The 14,067-nt window shown below is 48.5% G+C and carries 12 protein-coding genes; 7 read left to right on the top strand and 5 right to left on the bottom strand.

Features of this window, described 5'->3' with window-relative positions; all coding sequences use genetic code 11:
• Positions 1 to 4 precede the first annotated feature (4 nt).
• Both AC5I6P_RS11220 and mazG read left to right on the top strand, forming a co-directional pair.
• Positions 5 to 553, top strand: coding sequence for a metal-binding protein (locus tag AC5I6P_RS11220; protein WP_495693845.1), 549 nt, complete (start codon positions 5 to 7; stop codon positions 551 to 553).
• Between the two features lie 45 nt (positions 554 to 598).
• Positions 599 to 1,411 (top strand): nucleoside triphosphate pyrophosphohydrolase, encoded by an 813-nt coding sequence (gene mazG / locus AC5I6P_RS11215; RefSeq protein WP_495693844.1) that lies wholly within the window; start codon positions 599 to 601, stop codon positions 1,409 to 1,411.
• Positions 1,412 to 1,663: 252 nt separating this feature from the next.
• Here the strand turns inward: mazG and AC5I6P_RS11210 are convergent, their stop codons facing one another.
• Both AC5I6P_RS11210 and hpf read right to left on the bottom strand, forming a co-directional pair.
• Positions 1,664 to 3,700, bottom strand: coding sequence for an elongation factor G (locus tag AC5I6P_RS11210; RefSeq protein WP_495693843.1), 2,037 nt, complete (start codon positions 3,698 to 3,700; stop codon positions 1,664 to 1,666).
• 349 nt (positions 3,701 to 4,049) lie between these two features.
• Positions 4,050 to 4,694, bottom strand: coding sequence for a ribosome hibernation-promoting factor, HPF/YfiA family (gene hpf / locus AC5I6P_RS11205; RefSeq protein WP_495693842.1), 645 nt, complete (start codon positions 4,692 to 4,694; stop codon positions 4,050 to 4,052).
• A gap of 204 nt (positions 4,695 to 4,898) precedes the next feature.
• Here hpf and lipB point away from each other — a divergent pair, with 204 nt between their 5' ends.
• Positions 4,899 to 5,558, top strand: coding sequence for a lipoyl(octanoyl) transferase LipB (gene lipB, locus AC5I6P_RS11200; protein WP_495693841.1), 660 nt, complete (start codon positions 4,899 to 4,901; stop codon positions 5,556 to 5,558).
• A gap of 61 nt (positions 5,559 to 5,619) precedes the next feature.
• On the opposite strand, the gene AC5I6P_RS11195 is transcribed toward lipB, so the two are convergent.
• The gene (locus tag AC5I6P_RS11195; protein ID WP_495693840.1) at positions 5,620 to 6,360 is read right to left on the bottom strand and encodes a DUF8692 domain-containing protein; all 741 of its coding nucleotides are present in this window, start codon (positions 6,358 to 6,360) and stop codon (positions 5,620 to 5,622) included.
• Positions 6,361 to 6,985: 625 nt separating this feature from the next.
• Positions 6,986 to 8,263 (bottom strand): phosphopyruvate hydratase, encoded by a 1,278-nt coding sequence (gene eno / locus AC5I6P_RS11190; RefSeq protein ID WP_495693839.1) that lies wholly within the window; start codon positions 8,261 to 8,263, stop codon positions 6,986 to 6,988.
• 263 nt (positions 8,264 to 8,526) lie between these two features.
• Here eno and gloA point away from each other — a divergent pair, with 263 nt between their 5' ends.
• The 4 genes from gloA to AC5I6P_RS11170 all read left to right on the top strand — a co-directional run bounded on the left by gloA (position 8,527) and on the right by AC5I6P_RS11170 (position 13,819).
• Positions 8,527 to 8,955 carry a lactoylglutathione lyase gene (gene gloA, locus AC5I6P_RS11185; protein ID WP_495693838.1) on the top strand — a complete coding sequence of 143 codons (429 nt, stop codon included), beginning with the start codon at positions 8,527 to 8,529 and terminating at the stop codon, positions 8,953 to 8,955.
• 241 nt (positions 8,956 to 9,196) lie between these two features.
• Complete coding sequence (locus tag AC5I6P_RS11180; protein ID WP_495693837.1) at positions 9,197 to 10,723, top strand: iron uptake porin; 1,527 nt, start codon at positions 9,197 to 9,199, stop codon at positions 10,721 to 10,723.
• 102 nt (positions 10,724 to 10,825) lie between these two features.
• Positions 10,826 to 13,501 carry an ATP-dependent chaperone ClpB gene (gene clpB, locus AC5I6P_RS11175; protein ID WP_495693836.1) on the top strand — a complete coding sequence of 892 codons (2,676 nt, stop codon included), beginning with the start codon at positions 10,826 to 10,828 and terminating at the stop codon, positions 13,499 to 13,501.
• Between the two features lie 3 nt (positions 13,502 to 13,504).
• Positions 13,505 to 13,819, top strand: a complete 315-nt coding sequence (locus AC5I6P_RS11170) for a hypothetical protein (protein WP_495693835.1) — start codon at positions 13,505 to 13,507, stop codon at positions 13,817 to 13,819.
• Between the two features lie 50 nt (positions 13,820 to 13,869).
• Here AC5I6P_RS11170 and AC5I6P_RS11165 read toward each other — a convergent pair.
• On the bottom strand, positions 13,870 to 14,067 hold a 198-nt coding region (locus AC5I6P_RS11165), incomplete at its 5' end, for a hypothetical protein (protein ID WP_495693834.1).

Raw genomic sequence — 14,067 nt, 5'->3', positions numbered from 1 at the left:
GCTCATGCCTTCTGGTCGCACCCACGATAGCATCACGTTATGGAGTCTACCGATCGTTGCAGGTTCGGCATTTGGCTTCACTCAGAGTGGAACCTTGACTCTACTCGTGTCGGGCGCGTTTCTGTTTAGTGGGCTGATGTTTGGTCCTGATTTAGATATTCACTCGCAGCAGTATAAGCGGTGGGGCATGCTGCGCTGGGTGTGGCTACCCTATCGCAAGAGTATGCGGCATCGATCAGTTCTATCTCACGGGTTTCTAGTAGGAACGCTGGGACGGATTGTATATCTTGTCGTTTGGGCAAGTTTAGCGGGCGGCGGCGTCATTCTCATCAGCGCGATCGCCCAGCAAATTTTGGGGCTAACCACCGCTTGGCACATTCCTGCTCAGCACCAATTCTCCAGCAGTACACAGGTCGTATGGCAAACCGCACAGCGTTATCCTCAAGAACTATTGGCGATCGCGCTTGGCTGTGAACTAGGGGCAATGAGTCATACTCTAAGCGATTGGATGGGTTCTGCGATAAAGCGGTGGAAGAAACAAAAGAAACGCTAAGGAAGCGCTAGAGTATGGAGGGTTTATTTCCTTTGCATTTGCATTATGAATAATCGTTCTGCATCGCTAGACGCCTTGCAACAACTGATCGAAGTGGTGGCAAAACTCCGAGATCCGGACGGGGGATGCCCGTGGGATTTGGCGCAGACACCGCAATCGTTGATGCCTTATGTGATTGAAGAAGCGTATGAAGTGGTAGACGCGATTCGGACGGGGGATGAGGATGCGATCGCAGATGAATTGGGCGATCTGTTGCTTCAAGTCGTGTTGCAAGCTCAGGTTGCCAAAGATGCAGGACAGTTTGATCTGGCGGTAGTGGCTCAGAAGATTACAACAAAACTGATTCGTCGTCATCCGCACGTCTTTTCTAATCTTGAGGTTGAGACGCTCGACGAGATTGGTCAAAATTGGGAGCAAATTAAAGATGCGGAGAATCCCACAGAGGCGCGGTTAAGTCATAAGCTGAAGCGCTATGCGCGATCGCTACCCCCGTTAATGGCAGGAATGAAAATCTCTAAAAAAGCGGCAAAGGCGGGATTTGAATGGGAGACGATTGATGGCGTGTGGGATAAATTTGACGAAGAATTAGCTGAATTTAAACACGCGCTGCAACACGAAAGTCAAGAGAATCAGCAGGCTGAATTAGGAGATTTATTATTCACCGTCATTAACTTGGCGCGTTGGACGGGTCTTGATCCAGCAGCAGCGCTGCAAGGCACGAATGAACGCTTTATTAAACGGTTAACGTTAATGGAAGAGGTTACAGATCGTCCGCTGTCAGAGTATTCGCTAGATGAATTGGAAGAACTTTGGCAACAGGCAAAATCTAAGATCGCTAAGGCTAATTCAGATTCTTGACGGTTGTAGTTTTGACTGACCTACAGTGATAAAAGGTATCAAAACTTTCAGAAAAGGGTTGGTCTGCCTTCTCTGCCAAACTGAATATTATTCTGATGCATCACAAAACCCGCTTTAGAAGCGGGTTTTGTGGATATAAGCGAATTTGAATGGTTGAGCCTTTACCTCAACCGTGAGAAGTAGACTGTGAGAAGTAGACAGCCGTGAGGCACTACCTTTACAACCATTCACCTCTCATGCTGCAACGATCGCTTATTTCTTGCCGTTGCTGTGTTCTGCTGTTGTCAGCATTCGTTCTGCCACCTTGTCAGGAACTTCTTGTAAATGATCAGCCTCCCACTGGAAGAAGCCCACACCTAGCGTGTGCGATCGTAGTTCAACAATCAGATCATGCATTTCGGCTTGCGGCAATAGGGCCGTCACCTCGTCCCAACCGCTCCAATTCGCTTTCGCGTCGTAGCCCAAAATCTGACCGCGACGCCCGCTCACGATCCGCAATACTTTCGAGGTGAAATCTGTCGGAACTGAAACGGTAATTCGGACGATCGGCTCTAACAAAACAGGTTCACATCGAATCATGCCTTCTTGCATCGCAATGCGAGCCGCTTGCTTAAAGGCTTGCTCAGAGCTATCTACGCTATGGTATGACCCGTTGGTGAGCGTGACCGACACATCCACCACCGGAAATCCTAACGGACCTTGAGCAAGGAAATCCCGCACGCCCATTTCTACACCCGGAATGTATTGTTTCGGCACCACGCCGCCCACGATCGTTTCGGCAAACTTAAAGCCTTCCCCACGCGGCATTGGTTTGATGTCGAGATACACATCTCCAAACTGACCGTGTCCACCCGTTTGGTGCTTGTAGCGTCCGTGGGAGCTGAACGTCTTCCGCACGGTTTCTTTGTAAGGCACTTGCGGTTTGCTCGTCTTCATGGGCAAGTTGTATTTGCGACGCAGCCGATCAAGCGCGACTTGCAAATGGATTTCGCCTTGTCCCCACAAAATAATTTCATGGGTATCGGGATGTTGCTCCCAGTGCAGTGCACAATCTTCTTCTAACAGTTTCGCCAAGGCACTGGTGAGTTTTACTTCGTCGTTGCGTTTTTCGGCAGTCATGGCGACCGCAAAGACCGGATCGATCCGTTCCGCTCTTGGAAGTTCGTTTAGCTGCTGATCTTGAGCCGTTAAGGTATCGCCCGTCTGAATTCCCTCTAGTCTTCCTAAGGCAACAATCTGTCCTGCGCGGGCTTGGTTGAGGCTCGTTTGCGGCTGACCCAACTCATAGATGCCACCGACTCGAACGCCGTTGAGGGTCATGCCGTCTGTGATCGTACCTTGCCAAATTCGCACAAGCGATAGCTTGCCGCCTTGCGGAGTGAAATAGGTTTTTAGCACTTGCGCGAGCGGTGTACTAGCACTGAGGGTAATGCCGCGCCGTTCGGCGGTGGTTTCAGGTTCGGGGGCTTCTCTGACTAGCGCGTCGAGGAGCGGACGCACGCCAAAATCGCGATCGGCAACTCCAAAAAAGACAGGCACGATCAGATCTGCGCCCAGTTCCAGTTTCAAATCTTGAACGATTTCTTCTTCGGATGGATTGATTTCTTCTAGCAACTCCTCTAGCAAGTGATCATCGAAGTTCGATAGCGTTTCCAGCATTTCCATCCGCGCCATCTGTTCCTGCTCTTTTAATTCATCTGGGAACGCAACCGGATCAGCCGCTGCACCTGGATGATAGTGATAGGCTTGCTCGCTCACTAAATCGATGAAACCAGTCAACGATTCACCGCGTCCGATTGGGTACTGGTGCGGCACAAGGGGGCGACTCGACACCGTTTTGAGCGCGTGCAGCACATCCATAAAGTCCACATCGGCGCGATCCATCTTATTGAGAAACATGAGATGCGGAATTTCCCAATCGTCTAGATATTTAAACAATGGCGCAAGCGTGAGAACGCGGTCTACAAGCGGTTCGCACACGACCACAACTGCATCGACTCCCACAAGGGCATTCAAACTTTCTTGAGCAAACTCAATCGAACCGGGGCAATCGAGAAACGTAAACCGCACATCTTGATAATTGGTACTCGCCACATTGACTTCAACGCTCATCTGGCGATCGCGGGCTTCTTGAGCACTATCTCCAACGGTGTTTTTGTCTTGAACGTTGCCTTTGCGAGACACTGCGCCTGTGACCCACAGCAAACTTTCTAACAGCGTCGTTTTGCCACTGAGATAGGGACCCACGATCGCCACACTTCGGATACCGGAGGTTTGGTTGGCTTTCATACGAGTTCTCCTTAAAAAATAAAAGGATGCCTGTTTGTTCTGTAGAAGAAATGATTTACCTCTGCGAATGTCTGAGGGGATTCGCTGTGCGAAGTCTGTTGAATCGCAATCCTGCACTTACAATTTAAGCGCGGCAAAATCTAATTTTTTCTACAAGAGTACTGAGGGGGTTTAAATGTTAATTTCCACGGTTAGAAGTGAATTGAAATTAACAGTATTCCTCTTTTATAGAGGTTCTATTTGGTTTAAATGGGTAGTGCAGAAATTATGGAACGATTAGAAGATTGAGAAGCAAATCAACGGTTTTTCTTAATAAATTAGGGGTGCTTAATGCACCCCTAATCCTAATTTACCGATGATCCATTTTCATAACAACTTTGTCGTTGGCTTTGCCGTTGGACTGGGCATTATGATGCGTGTGCCCATTGTTTTTACGCGGTTGAATCACACCATATCCACCGTGATTGCGCTCATATATAACGTTAATCTCTCCCGTCTCCGCGTTTTGGAACATGTAGAAGTCGTGATCGACTAACTCTAGCTGCTCTAGGGCTTCGTCAAGCGTCATGGGCGGCATTGCGAAATACTTTGTTCTAACGACGCTGGGGGGAAGTTCTGGAGTGCGATCGAGGTTCAGATCTGTAACAACGGGCTGATCAATCAGGGCTTCAGCAGTTTTGATGGGTTCATGTCGTCGATCGGCTCTCTTCTCTTTATACTTCCGCAGTTGCCTCGCTATTTTATCGGCTACTAAATCAATACTAGCGTAGAGATTTTCGCTGGCTTCTTCGGCTCTCACGATCGCGCCATTGACGTAGATTGTCACTTCAGCAATTTGTTTTGGAATTCGAGGGTTTCGGGCAACCGAGAGATGAACATCAACTTCTGTGGTTAGCGATTGAAAGTGATTAACCGCTTTCTCAATTTTCTGGCGGACGTAATCACGAATCGCATCAGTAATCTCGATGTTCTTTCCCTGGATAACAAGCTTCATAAGCTGCATTCCCCTGAAACGTTGGGTGTTCTTTAACACTAGCACTTCGTATTCTGGCGAACAGTCTCGTTTAGGATCTTTTGCATCTATTGACAATTCTTGATGTGTGAAACTTTACAATTTGGGTAGTCTCCTACTTGATCTTTGAATCAATTTGAATCAATCTATAATGTTGGGTCATTATTAGTGATATTGCTGACAACCGTGACATCTCTCCAGCCTCGCGCTTGCTGTCTCTACAATCGAGGATTAGTGCCCTATCAGCAAGCGTGGGATTGGCAACAGGTGCTGGTACGCGATCGCAAGCAAGACCCGACGCTAAACGATGTTTTAATTCTGCTAGAACATCCTGCCGTTTATACTCTCGGACAAGGCGCAAACCCTAGTTTTCTCAAGTTCGATCCGGCTCAAGCAGGCTACGAGTTGCATCGAGTCGAGCGGGGTGGCGAAGTGACTTATCATTGCCCTGGTCAACTCGTGGGCTATCCGATTTTAAACTTGCAGTATTACCAGAAAGATTTGCATTGGTATTTGCGGCAATTAGAAGAAGTCGTGATCCAAGTGCTGGCAGGGTACGGACTTAAAGGCACTCGAATTTCGGGATTAACAGGGGTTTGGGTGGACGGGCGTAAACTAGCGGCGATCGGTATTAAAGTCAGCCGTTGGATCACAATGCACGGCTTTGCATTGAATGTAAATCCAAATCTGAGCGGGTTTAATCAAATCGTGCCGTGTGGAATTGAAGACAAGCCCGTTGGAAGTCTTGAGCAGTTTGTGCCGGGAGCCAAGATAGAACGAGTGAAGGAAGAGCTTGCGATCGCGTTTAGTGATGTATTTAAGGTGCAACTGATCAAAGCAGACTAGCATTATCACGACGGTGTTGATTGCGCTCAACACCGTCAAATACTTTCAAAATCAAATACTTTTACTGACAGTCTGTAATACTCTTATTGATAGTCTGTGATGTCAGCGTCGGACTTACATTTTTCTTTGCAGAATCAGGGCTCGATAATAATTGCTCAGACATAGCAAGCACTGAACATGCCATTCCACTCATAACCAGCATTTCACCGCCATCTTCTAGGAAACCAAACACCGGGTTAAGTGCGGGAATAGAAACCGAGTTGTGAATCAAATCTATAATGACTCCAAACATTGCTAAAATAAGCAGCATTACGGTCAAATTTCTAGAAAACTTTCTAAAAATGCGATCGCCAAAGCGATAAGCAATCGCAATAGAAACCAAAATTAGAAGAGCAGCGCTAACGGAAACAGCAATTTCACCAAAGTCGCTTGGTGAAATACCGAATATGGAAGAAGCTCCAAGCTGCTGACCTACGAGTACGCCTCCCCGTTCATGAATACCGATCGAATCATCGAGTAACAGATAAAAGAATAGGAGACACCAACTGAGATAGCTATACGATCGCGTTTTTAAGGCTATAAATCCTAGTAACAATGCACTCCAGTATTCTTTTAGGTACTGAAATATTTCTGCATATCCTCTGTCTGTTTCAATAGAAAACCTACCGTGGGTTCCTAGACCTACATGCAGATCAATAAAATGAAGAATAAAAAAACTAATGTCGGTCACTAACAACAAATAAAATATTCTGGTGACTTGATTGCTTGCTTGTATATTTAATTTTCCTAAGATTTTTTTCATCAAAATTTCTCCAATTTGCGAGTAACTTCTAAGCTGAAGCAACAACTGAGGTTGCTAAGCGCTACCCAAAAATTTCATCAGCTTTGGGATGTACTTGAGATGGCTAGAATTCTCCTGATTTTTGGCAGCGCAAGCTTGCGATTTGTCCAGATCGCGTGAGGTGTTGCTTCGTAGTCTAGTGCACATTTAACCAAATCATAATCAAATCGCAATCAATTCATAATCAACTCATAATCAAATGCTCAGATTTCATCCCTCATTTGTCACTCTCGCTGAAGCGAACTCTGAGACCTAGCCCCAGTGCGAGTTTTCTATTTTGACGGCTCGAAAATGACAAAAGAGCAAAACGTAGGTGCAGCAAAGCTTTCGGCTTTTGCTCCTGCCAAAGTGACAAATGAGGGTTTCATACCAGTTCAAAAAATGATGGTTACAGATGGATTGTTTCTGTAAGAGCTTGGCAATGGCACGTCCCCACGAGACTCTGTCGTATTGATGAATGAAATTGGTATCACTGCAACATGTGAAACTATACGAATACGAAAATAGGCGATCCTACGGGATCGCCTATGGCTGCTTATTTGATTGTCAGCAAAGGTCGCCTTGACTTCGATATTTCTCTTTGAAGCTACTTCATCGTTCCTGCATAGACCGCGCGATCGCCTAACTCATCCTCAATTCTCAGGAGCCGATTGTACTTTGCAACTCGCTCACTGCGGCACAATGATCCTGTTTTTATTTGTCCTGCTCGTGTTGCAACCGAAAGATCTGCGATCGTTGTATCTTCTGTTTCACCTGAGCGATGACTAATGATCGAGCGATACCCATTTCGCAATCCTAAATCGATTGCTTGCAGCGTTTCGGTTAGCGTACCAATCTGGTTGAGCTTGATCAGAATTGCATTTCCGGCTTGACTATCGATTCCTTTCTGTAGACGGGTGATGTTGGTCACAAACAAATCATCGCCAACGAGTTGACAGCGATCGCCAATCTTCTGAGTCAGCGCTTGCCAAGTTTGCCAATCATCCTCATGCAGTCCATCTTCGATAGAGACGATCGGATACTGACTTGCCAGTTTTGCCAAATACTCCACCATGTCCGCTTGGGAATGAGCGGTTCCATCATAGGTATACTGCCCGTCTTTGTAAAATTCGCTGGCAGCAACATCGAGCGCTAATGCGACCTGTTCACCAGGCTTGTATCCAGCTTTCTCGATCGCCATGATTAGCAAATCTAAGGCAGCTTGATTCGATTCTAAATTGGGCGCAAATCCGCCTTCATCTCCAACACCTGTTAGTAAGCCTTTGTCGTGCAAAACACCACTGAGCGAAGCAAACACTTCGGCTCCCCAACGCAGCGCTTCTCGAAACGAAGGCGCTCCGACCGGAACAATCATAAATTCTTGAAAATCGACGTTGTTATCCGCGTGAGCGCCGCCGTTAATCACATTCATTAGGGGAATAGGCAACACGTTCGAGAGCGGTCCGCCCAGAAAGCGATAAAGCGGCAAACCTAGCGCTTCGGCTCCCGCTTTAGCCGTCGCTAATGAAACCGCCAAAATTGCGTTTGCGCCCAAATTTGATTTGTTGGGAGATCCATCAATCTCGATCATTGTGCGATCGACGAGTTCCTGATTCACAGCATCCAAGCCGATCAGTTTGGGCGTAAGAATATCTTGCACATTCTTCACCGCTTTGAGAACGCCTTTACCGCCATAGCGACTCTTATCGTCATCGCGCAACTCGTGCGCTTCAAAGCTTCCCGTCGAAGCGCCGCTTGGCACTTGAGCAACGCCGACCGCGCCACCAACTAAATAAACCTCAGCTTCGATCGTCGGACGACCGCGCGAGTCAAGAATCTCACGGGCGCGAATCGACTCAATGGCAGTATCGAGAATGTCAATCATAGGGAAGTAAACCTCACAAGAGAGTAGGAGTATGAAGTAGAGGGGGACAAGGGTGATGATTGCTTTTATCGTTACGCGATCCCGTTGACCCGTTGCTTTGACCCGTCTGTTAGCATACGACCTTCACGAACTCTCTAGATAGTACTATTCACCTTACCCCTGCATCTGTATAAGACTTTCCGTACGCAGATTTCTGCCTCTGGCTCGCTCCACACTCTATCTCGCTCTTCTACAATGAATTCCAGCACTCAAGGAGAACGATTATGCGGTTACTGCATACCATGCTGCGGGTTGGAAATTTAGAGCGATCGCTTCGGTTTTATTGCGAACTACTGGGCATGAAACTCTTACGTCAGAAAGATTATCCGGGCGGAGAATTCACGTTGGCATTCATTGGCTATGGCGAAGAGTCAGATAATACCGTGATCGAACTGACGCATAACTGGGGCAAAGAGAGCTATGAGCTAGGCGATGCTTACGGTCATATTGCGATCGGGGTGGACGACATTTACGCAACATGTAAGGAAATCGAGGCTCAGGGCGGGAACGTCACTCGCCAACCGGGACCAATGAAACATGGCTCAACTGTGATTGCGTTTGTGGAAGACCCGGATGGCTATAAGGTCGAACTGATTCAGTCCAAATCTCAAGAGTCAGTGCCGCAGCCAGCCGCCGCAGCGAGCGCTTCCTAAAATCAACAGGACTGACGAAAAGGCTTCTCGGTGGCAGCGGATTTAATTTAATAGCAGATGTAGCGGATAAAGTGCGACCAAAAGCTGTTCCTTGCGAAGTGTTGCTGGAGCCATTTATTACATCTATAACCGAATCTGTCACCAAAGCGTAAGTCGTAAGCAAGAGAAAATTCTTGTTCCTTTTTCTTGGTTTCTTCTTCAACTGAGCGCTTATACTCCTCAAGGTGGAGGAAAGGAGGCGATGGTGAAGAAGACTGATTGGATTGCAGGAAGCTTAGCAGGACTCAGCACTCTGACCTTTATGCTTCCTGTCTGGGCGCAGGATCTAGCTCCCATTGATCAACTTGAGCAACTCCCTACTGATCAAACAATTGATCAACCCATGGCGGAGGTCAGATCCGTCTCAGAGCTTTCTGATGTTCGTCCGGGTGATTGGGCATTTCAGGCAGTGCAAGCCCTAGTCGAGCGTTATGGCGTCTTGAGCGGCTACCCCGACGGAACCTTTCGCGGCAATCGACCCATGACCCGCTACGAATTTGCGTCGGCGCTTAGAGCCGTAGTGATCCGAGTGGAAGAGCAATTATCCTCAGGCGATCTGGGCGGAACGGTGCAGCAAGATGTTTCGACCATTCGACGGTTGATCAATTCCTACGGCAGGGACTTGGAGGATCTGCGATCGCGCCTCGATAACATTACTGCTCGCAACACGGCTCTAGAGCAACAGCAGTTCTCGACGACAACTAAATTCAATGGACGCATTGATCTCGCGCTCACCAATGGGACAGACGCAAATCTAACAGTTGTGAACCGAACGCGGATAGACTTCCTCACGAGCTTTCAGGGCACAGATCGGCTCGTCACCCAGCTTGAAGCCGGAAATAACGGTCAAGATGCCATTGCAAACGCCCACAACCGACGTCAAAACCTACTAGGCACAACAGGCATTCTCGCCGATGGCGGTGGGCTTGAGTCAGCCGGGGCAACATCGAATATCAAGCTGCGTAAGTTGTACTATGCCTTTCGTCCAGCGGAAAACTTAGAAGTTGCTGTAGGTTCTAACATTCCGCCGAGTGATTTTGTCGATCGCAATAGCTTTGCCAATCAATCGGGTCAAAATTTTGCCTCTAGCTTTTTTGCCAACAATCCCCTCATCGTGCAAAACGAGATCGATCGCTTTGGGGGAGCCGGGGCCGCCGTTGCTTGGAACGTGCGAAATAATCTCACACTGCGGGCGCTATATGCCGGAGCCGATGCCTCAAATCCGTCGTCAGGGCTTTTCAATGATCGCTATCAAGCCACTTTAGAAGCGGAATATGCCGTTCCTAATGAGCCGCTTAGCGTCCGCTTGCAGTACACCCACGGCGACATTAATGGCACTCAGGTCGATGCTGCCGGAATCAATGCCGAATGGGCAATTCAGCGTCGGTATGGCGTATTTGGAATCTTTGGACGGCTGGGGATCGGTCGCTATCAAGGCTTCAACTCGTTAGTCGGAGAAGACCTCGATCTCAATCCAAAAACTTGGGCGCTCGGGCTTTCGATTCAAAACTTCCTCGTCCCCGGCTCAAAAGCAGGAATTGCTGTGGGTCAACCGTTTGTGACGAGTAAACTTGGAAATGCGACTCAAACGAATATAGAAGCCTTTTTTGGCTTGGCGCTGAGTGAGCATATTAACTTCAGTCCTTCGTTAATTCTCGTCACCAACCCTAACAATCAGAAGAGTCCGACCATTTGGGAATGGGTGGTGCGAGTGCTTTATTCGTTCTAACGATTTCCCGTCGCCTCTCGTACCCCAGACTACTAACTCTTACCCATGAGTCGCTACAATGGGAGTCCGAGACCCTGAACTTGTAATCCTTCATTCGACCACATGCAACCCACAGACCCAAGCAAATTTACCGACAAAGCATGGGAAGCGATCGTACAGGCACAAGATGTCGTTCGTCGCTATAAGCACCAAAACCTGGAAGTTGAGCATCTCACGATTAGTTTGCTAGAGCAGCAAGATAGCTTTGCTGGCAAGATTTTTGCGAAGGCCGGGATCGATGTAACGCGACTGTGGCAGCAGGTCGATGAATATACTCGTCGTCAGCCCAAAGTAGGGACAAGTGACCAGCTTTATCTCGGTCGCTACCTCGATACGATGCTCGATCGCGCTGAAGCGGCTCGGGCGAGCATGCAGGATGATTTTATCTCGATCGAGCATTTCGTCGTTGGCTTCTCTAATGATCCGCGTTTGGGAATGCGAATTTTACGCACGTTTAACGTCGATAGCGCCAAACTTGATACGGCGATTCGCGAGGTGCGCGGCAGTCAGAAAGTGACGGATCAAAGTCCAGAATCCAAATATTCCGCCCTCGAAAAATTTGGGCGGGATTTAACCGAACAAGCCAGAGCAGGCAAGATCGATCCGGTAATTGGTCGGGATGAAGAAATTCGTCGCGTGATTCAGGTGCTTTCTCGCCGTACAAAAAATAATCCGGTGCTGATTGGTGAACCCGGTGTTGGCAAAACCGCGATCGCAGAAGGGCTTGCTCAACGCATCATCAACAACGATGTGCCCGAATCACTCAAAGGTCGAACGCTGATTTCGCTCGATATGGGGTCTCTGATTGCGGGCGCAAAATATCGCGGCGAGTTTGAAGACCGACTGCGAGCCGTCCTCAAAGAAGTGATCAACTCCGATGGGCAAGTCGTGCTATTTATCGACGAACTGCATACGGTCGTCGGGGCAGGCGCAACGCAGGGCAATATGGATGCGGGGAATTTGCTGAAGCCAATGTTGGCACGAGGCGAACTACGCTGTATTGGGGCAACGACAATCGATGAGTATCGCAAGTACATCGAAAAAGATGCGGCGTTAGAGCGGCGATTCCAACAGGTGATGATCGATCAGCCCTCAGTAGACGATACGATCTCGATTTTGCGCGGGTTAAAGGAGCGCTACGAAGTGCATCATGGCGTCAACATTACCGATTCTGCCTTAGTGGCGGCGGCGACCTTATCGAGTCGGTATATTAGCGATCGCTTTCTACCTGATAAAGCAATCGATCTCGTGGACGAAGCGGCGGCAAAACTCAAAATGGAGATTACCTCCAAGCCAACGGAGCTAGAGCAGATCGAGCGTCGCTTGAGACAGCTTGAAATGGAGAAGCTCTCGATTGAAGGCGAAAGCAAAACGAGCGTGACCGGCATGATGCGATCGTCGAAAGATCGGCTAGAGCGCATTGAGCAAGAAATTGCGGAACTGAAACCGAGGCAAGACGAATTTGATTCTCAGTGGCAATACGAAAAGCAGATTTTAGAAAAAATTAAATCGCTCAAAGAAGAAGAAGAGCAGTTGCGGCTGCAAATTGAGCAAGCAGAACGCGCCTATGATCTCAATACGGCAGCTCAGTTAAAGTACGGTCGATTGGAAGTGGTGCAGAGCGATCGCGAAGAGCAAGAAGCCGAACTGCTAGAGATGCAGTCCGATGGCACATCGCTCCTCCGCGAGCAAGTGACAGAAGCTGACATCGCCGAAATCGTGGCGAAGTGGACGGGCATTCCCGTGAACCGATTGCTGGAGGGGGAACGGCAAAAGCTCCTCAACTTAGAAACCCACCTGCACGAGCGGGTCATCGGTCAGCAAGATGCGGTAGAAGCAGTGGCTGCTGCAATTCGCCGCGCCCGATCGGGCATGAAAGATCCCGGTCGTCCGATTGGATCGTTCTTGTTTTTAGGACCGACTGGTGTCGGAAAAACCGAGCTTGCGAAGGCACTAGCGCAATTTCTGTTTGATTCAGAAGAGGCAATGGTGCGGCTCGATATGTCTGAGTACATGGAGAAGCATTCGGTTTCGCGGCTAATTGGTGCGCCTCCGGGCTATGTTGGTTATGACGAGGGCGGACAGCTTTCTGAGGCAATTCGTCGTAAGCCCTATTCTGTGGTGCTGTTGGATGAAGTTGAAAAAGCGAATCCGGATGTGTTCAACATTCTGCTGCAAGTTCTTGATGACGGACGCATTACCGATTCTCAAGGTCGCACCGTTGACTTTACCAACACCGTGATCGTAATGACGAGTAACATCGGTAGTGAACACATTCTCGATGTCTCTGGCGATGACTCGCAGTATGCCGAAATGGAGAAGCGAGTGATGAATGCCTTGCGTAAACATTTCCGTCCAGAGTTTCTCAATCGCATTGACGATACGATTTTGTTCCATGCCTTGAGCCGTGCCGAACTGGGAGAAATTGTCGGGTTGCAACTGGTGCGCATTCAAGCGATGCTGAGCGATCAAAAGATCATGTTAGAGCTGTCAACGTCGGCTCGCAATTATGTGGCAGATTTGGGCTACGACCCAACCTATGGGGCGCGTCCGCTGAAGCGAGCAATTCAGCGAGAGGTGCAAAACCCGATCGCAACGAAACTGCTAGAGAATACGTTTGCCGAAGGCGATACGATCGTGATTGATCTGGTCGATGGCAAGCTTGCGTTTACAAAAAAAACGCTGGCTGCTGCCACTCCAGCCTCGCTGCCATCCGTTGTTTCTGTGGTGAAATCTTAATCGATGACCCTCAAATTTGACCTGACCTGGAAGGCTTTGAGGGCATTGCTTCTGGCTTTACTTTTGTCGCTGATCGGGGTGCTTCCGGCGGAGGTAGCGTTGTGCCGAGATTATCATCAGCACCAAATCTGTGTTTCGAGCATCAAACGCAGCGCTAAAAACTACTGGGAATATCGAGCCTCGCTGCACGTGGATGGCGTTGTGCGTCCGGTTGAGGTTTACGATTGTCGGCATCGCCTCCGCATTCAGAAAAAGGGTGTACTCGTTCCCTTTAGCCAAGATGCAGCCAGTGATTTTGTCTGCACGTTCTTCAAATGAAAACCACTGAATATGGCGATGATTTTACTGTCTGACTCAGCATATCTAACTTAGCGATCGCTACATAGTGTTTGAAACAGATCCTCTGCCTGCTTCGGCAGCGTTGTAAATCGAATGTAAAAACTTACCTTATCTTCTGTCTCTTTATGGATAACTTTAGCGTAAGTATCGTCTACTATTTCTGATTCAGAAAATATAGCTGTAGACACAGAAGTTAGGACGCAGCCTGGCTGAGAACAGTCTCCATC

It is taken from the genome of Myxacorys sp., assembly GCF_059501405.1.
The sequence above is the reverse complement of the archived record's forward strand: the minus strand, read 5'-3'. Positions and strand labels throughout refer to the sequence as shown.

What these genes read in the sequence shown, in the direction of transcription:
- AC5I6P_RS11220 (WP_495693845.1), top strand. Translation starts at nt 5, where the DNA reads ATGCCTTCTGGTCGCACCCACGATAGCATCACGTTATGGAGTCTACCG.
- mazG (WP_495693844.1), top strand. Translation starts at nt 599, where the DNA reads ATGAATAATCGTTCTGCATCGCTAGACGCCTTGCAACAACTGATCGAA.
- AC5I6P_RS11210 (WP_495693843.1), bottom strand. Translation starts at nt 3,700, where the DNA reads ATGAAAGCCAACCAAACCTCCGGTATCCGAAGTGTGGCGATCGTGGGT.
- hpf (WP_495693842.1), bottom strand. Translation starts at nt 4,694, where the DNA reads ATGAAGCTTGTTATCCAGGGAAAGAACATCGAGATTACTGATGCGATT.
- AC5I6P_RS11195 (WP_495693840.1), bottom strand. Translation starts at nt 6,360, where the DNA reads ATGAAAAAAATCTTAGGAAAATTAAATATACAAGCAAGCAATCAAGTC.
- eno (WP_495693839.1), bottom strand. Translation starts at nt 8,263, where the DNA reads ATGATTGACATTCTCGATACTGCCATTGAGTCGATTCGCGCCCGTGAG.
- gloA (WP_495693838.1), top strand. Translation starts at nt 8,527, where the DNA reads ATGCGGTTACTGCATACCATGCTGCGGGTTGGAAATTTAGAGCGATCG.
- AC5I6P_RS11180 (WP_495693837.1), top strand. Translation starts at nt 9,197, where the DNA reads ATGGTGAAGAAGACTGATTGGATTGCAGGAAGCTTAGCAGGACTCAGC.
- clpB (WP_495693836.1), top strand. Translation starts at nt 10,826, where the DNA reads ATGCAACCCACAGACCCAAGCAAATTTACCGACAAAGCATGGGAAGCG.
- AC5I6P_RS11170 (WP_495693835.1), top strand. Translation starts at nt 13,505, where the DNA reads ATGACCCTCAAATTTGACCTGACCTGGAAGGCTTTGAGGGCATTGCTT.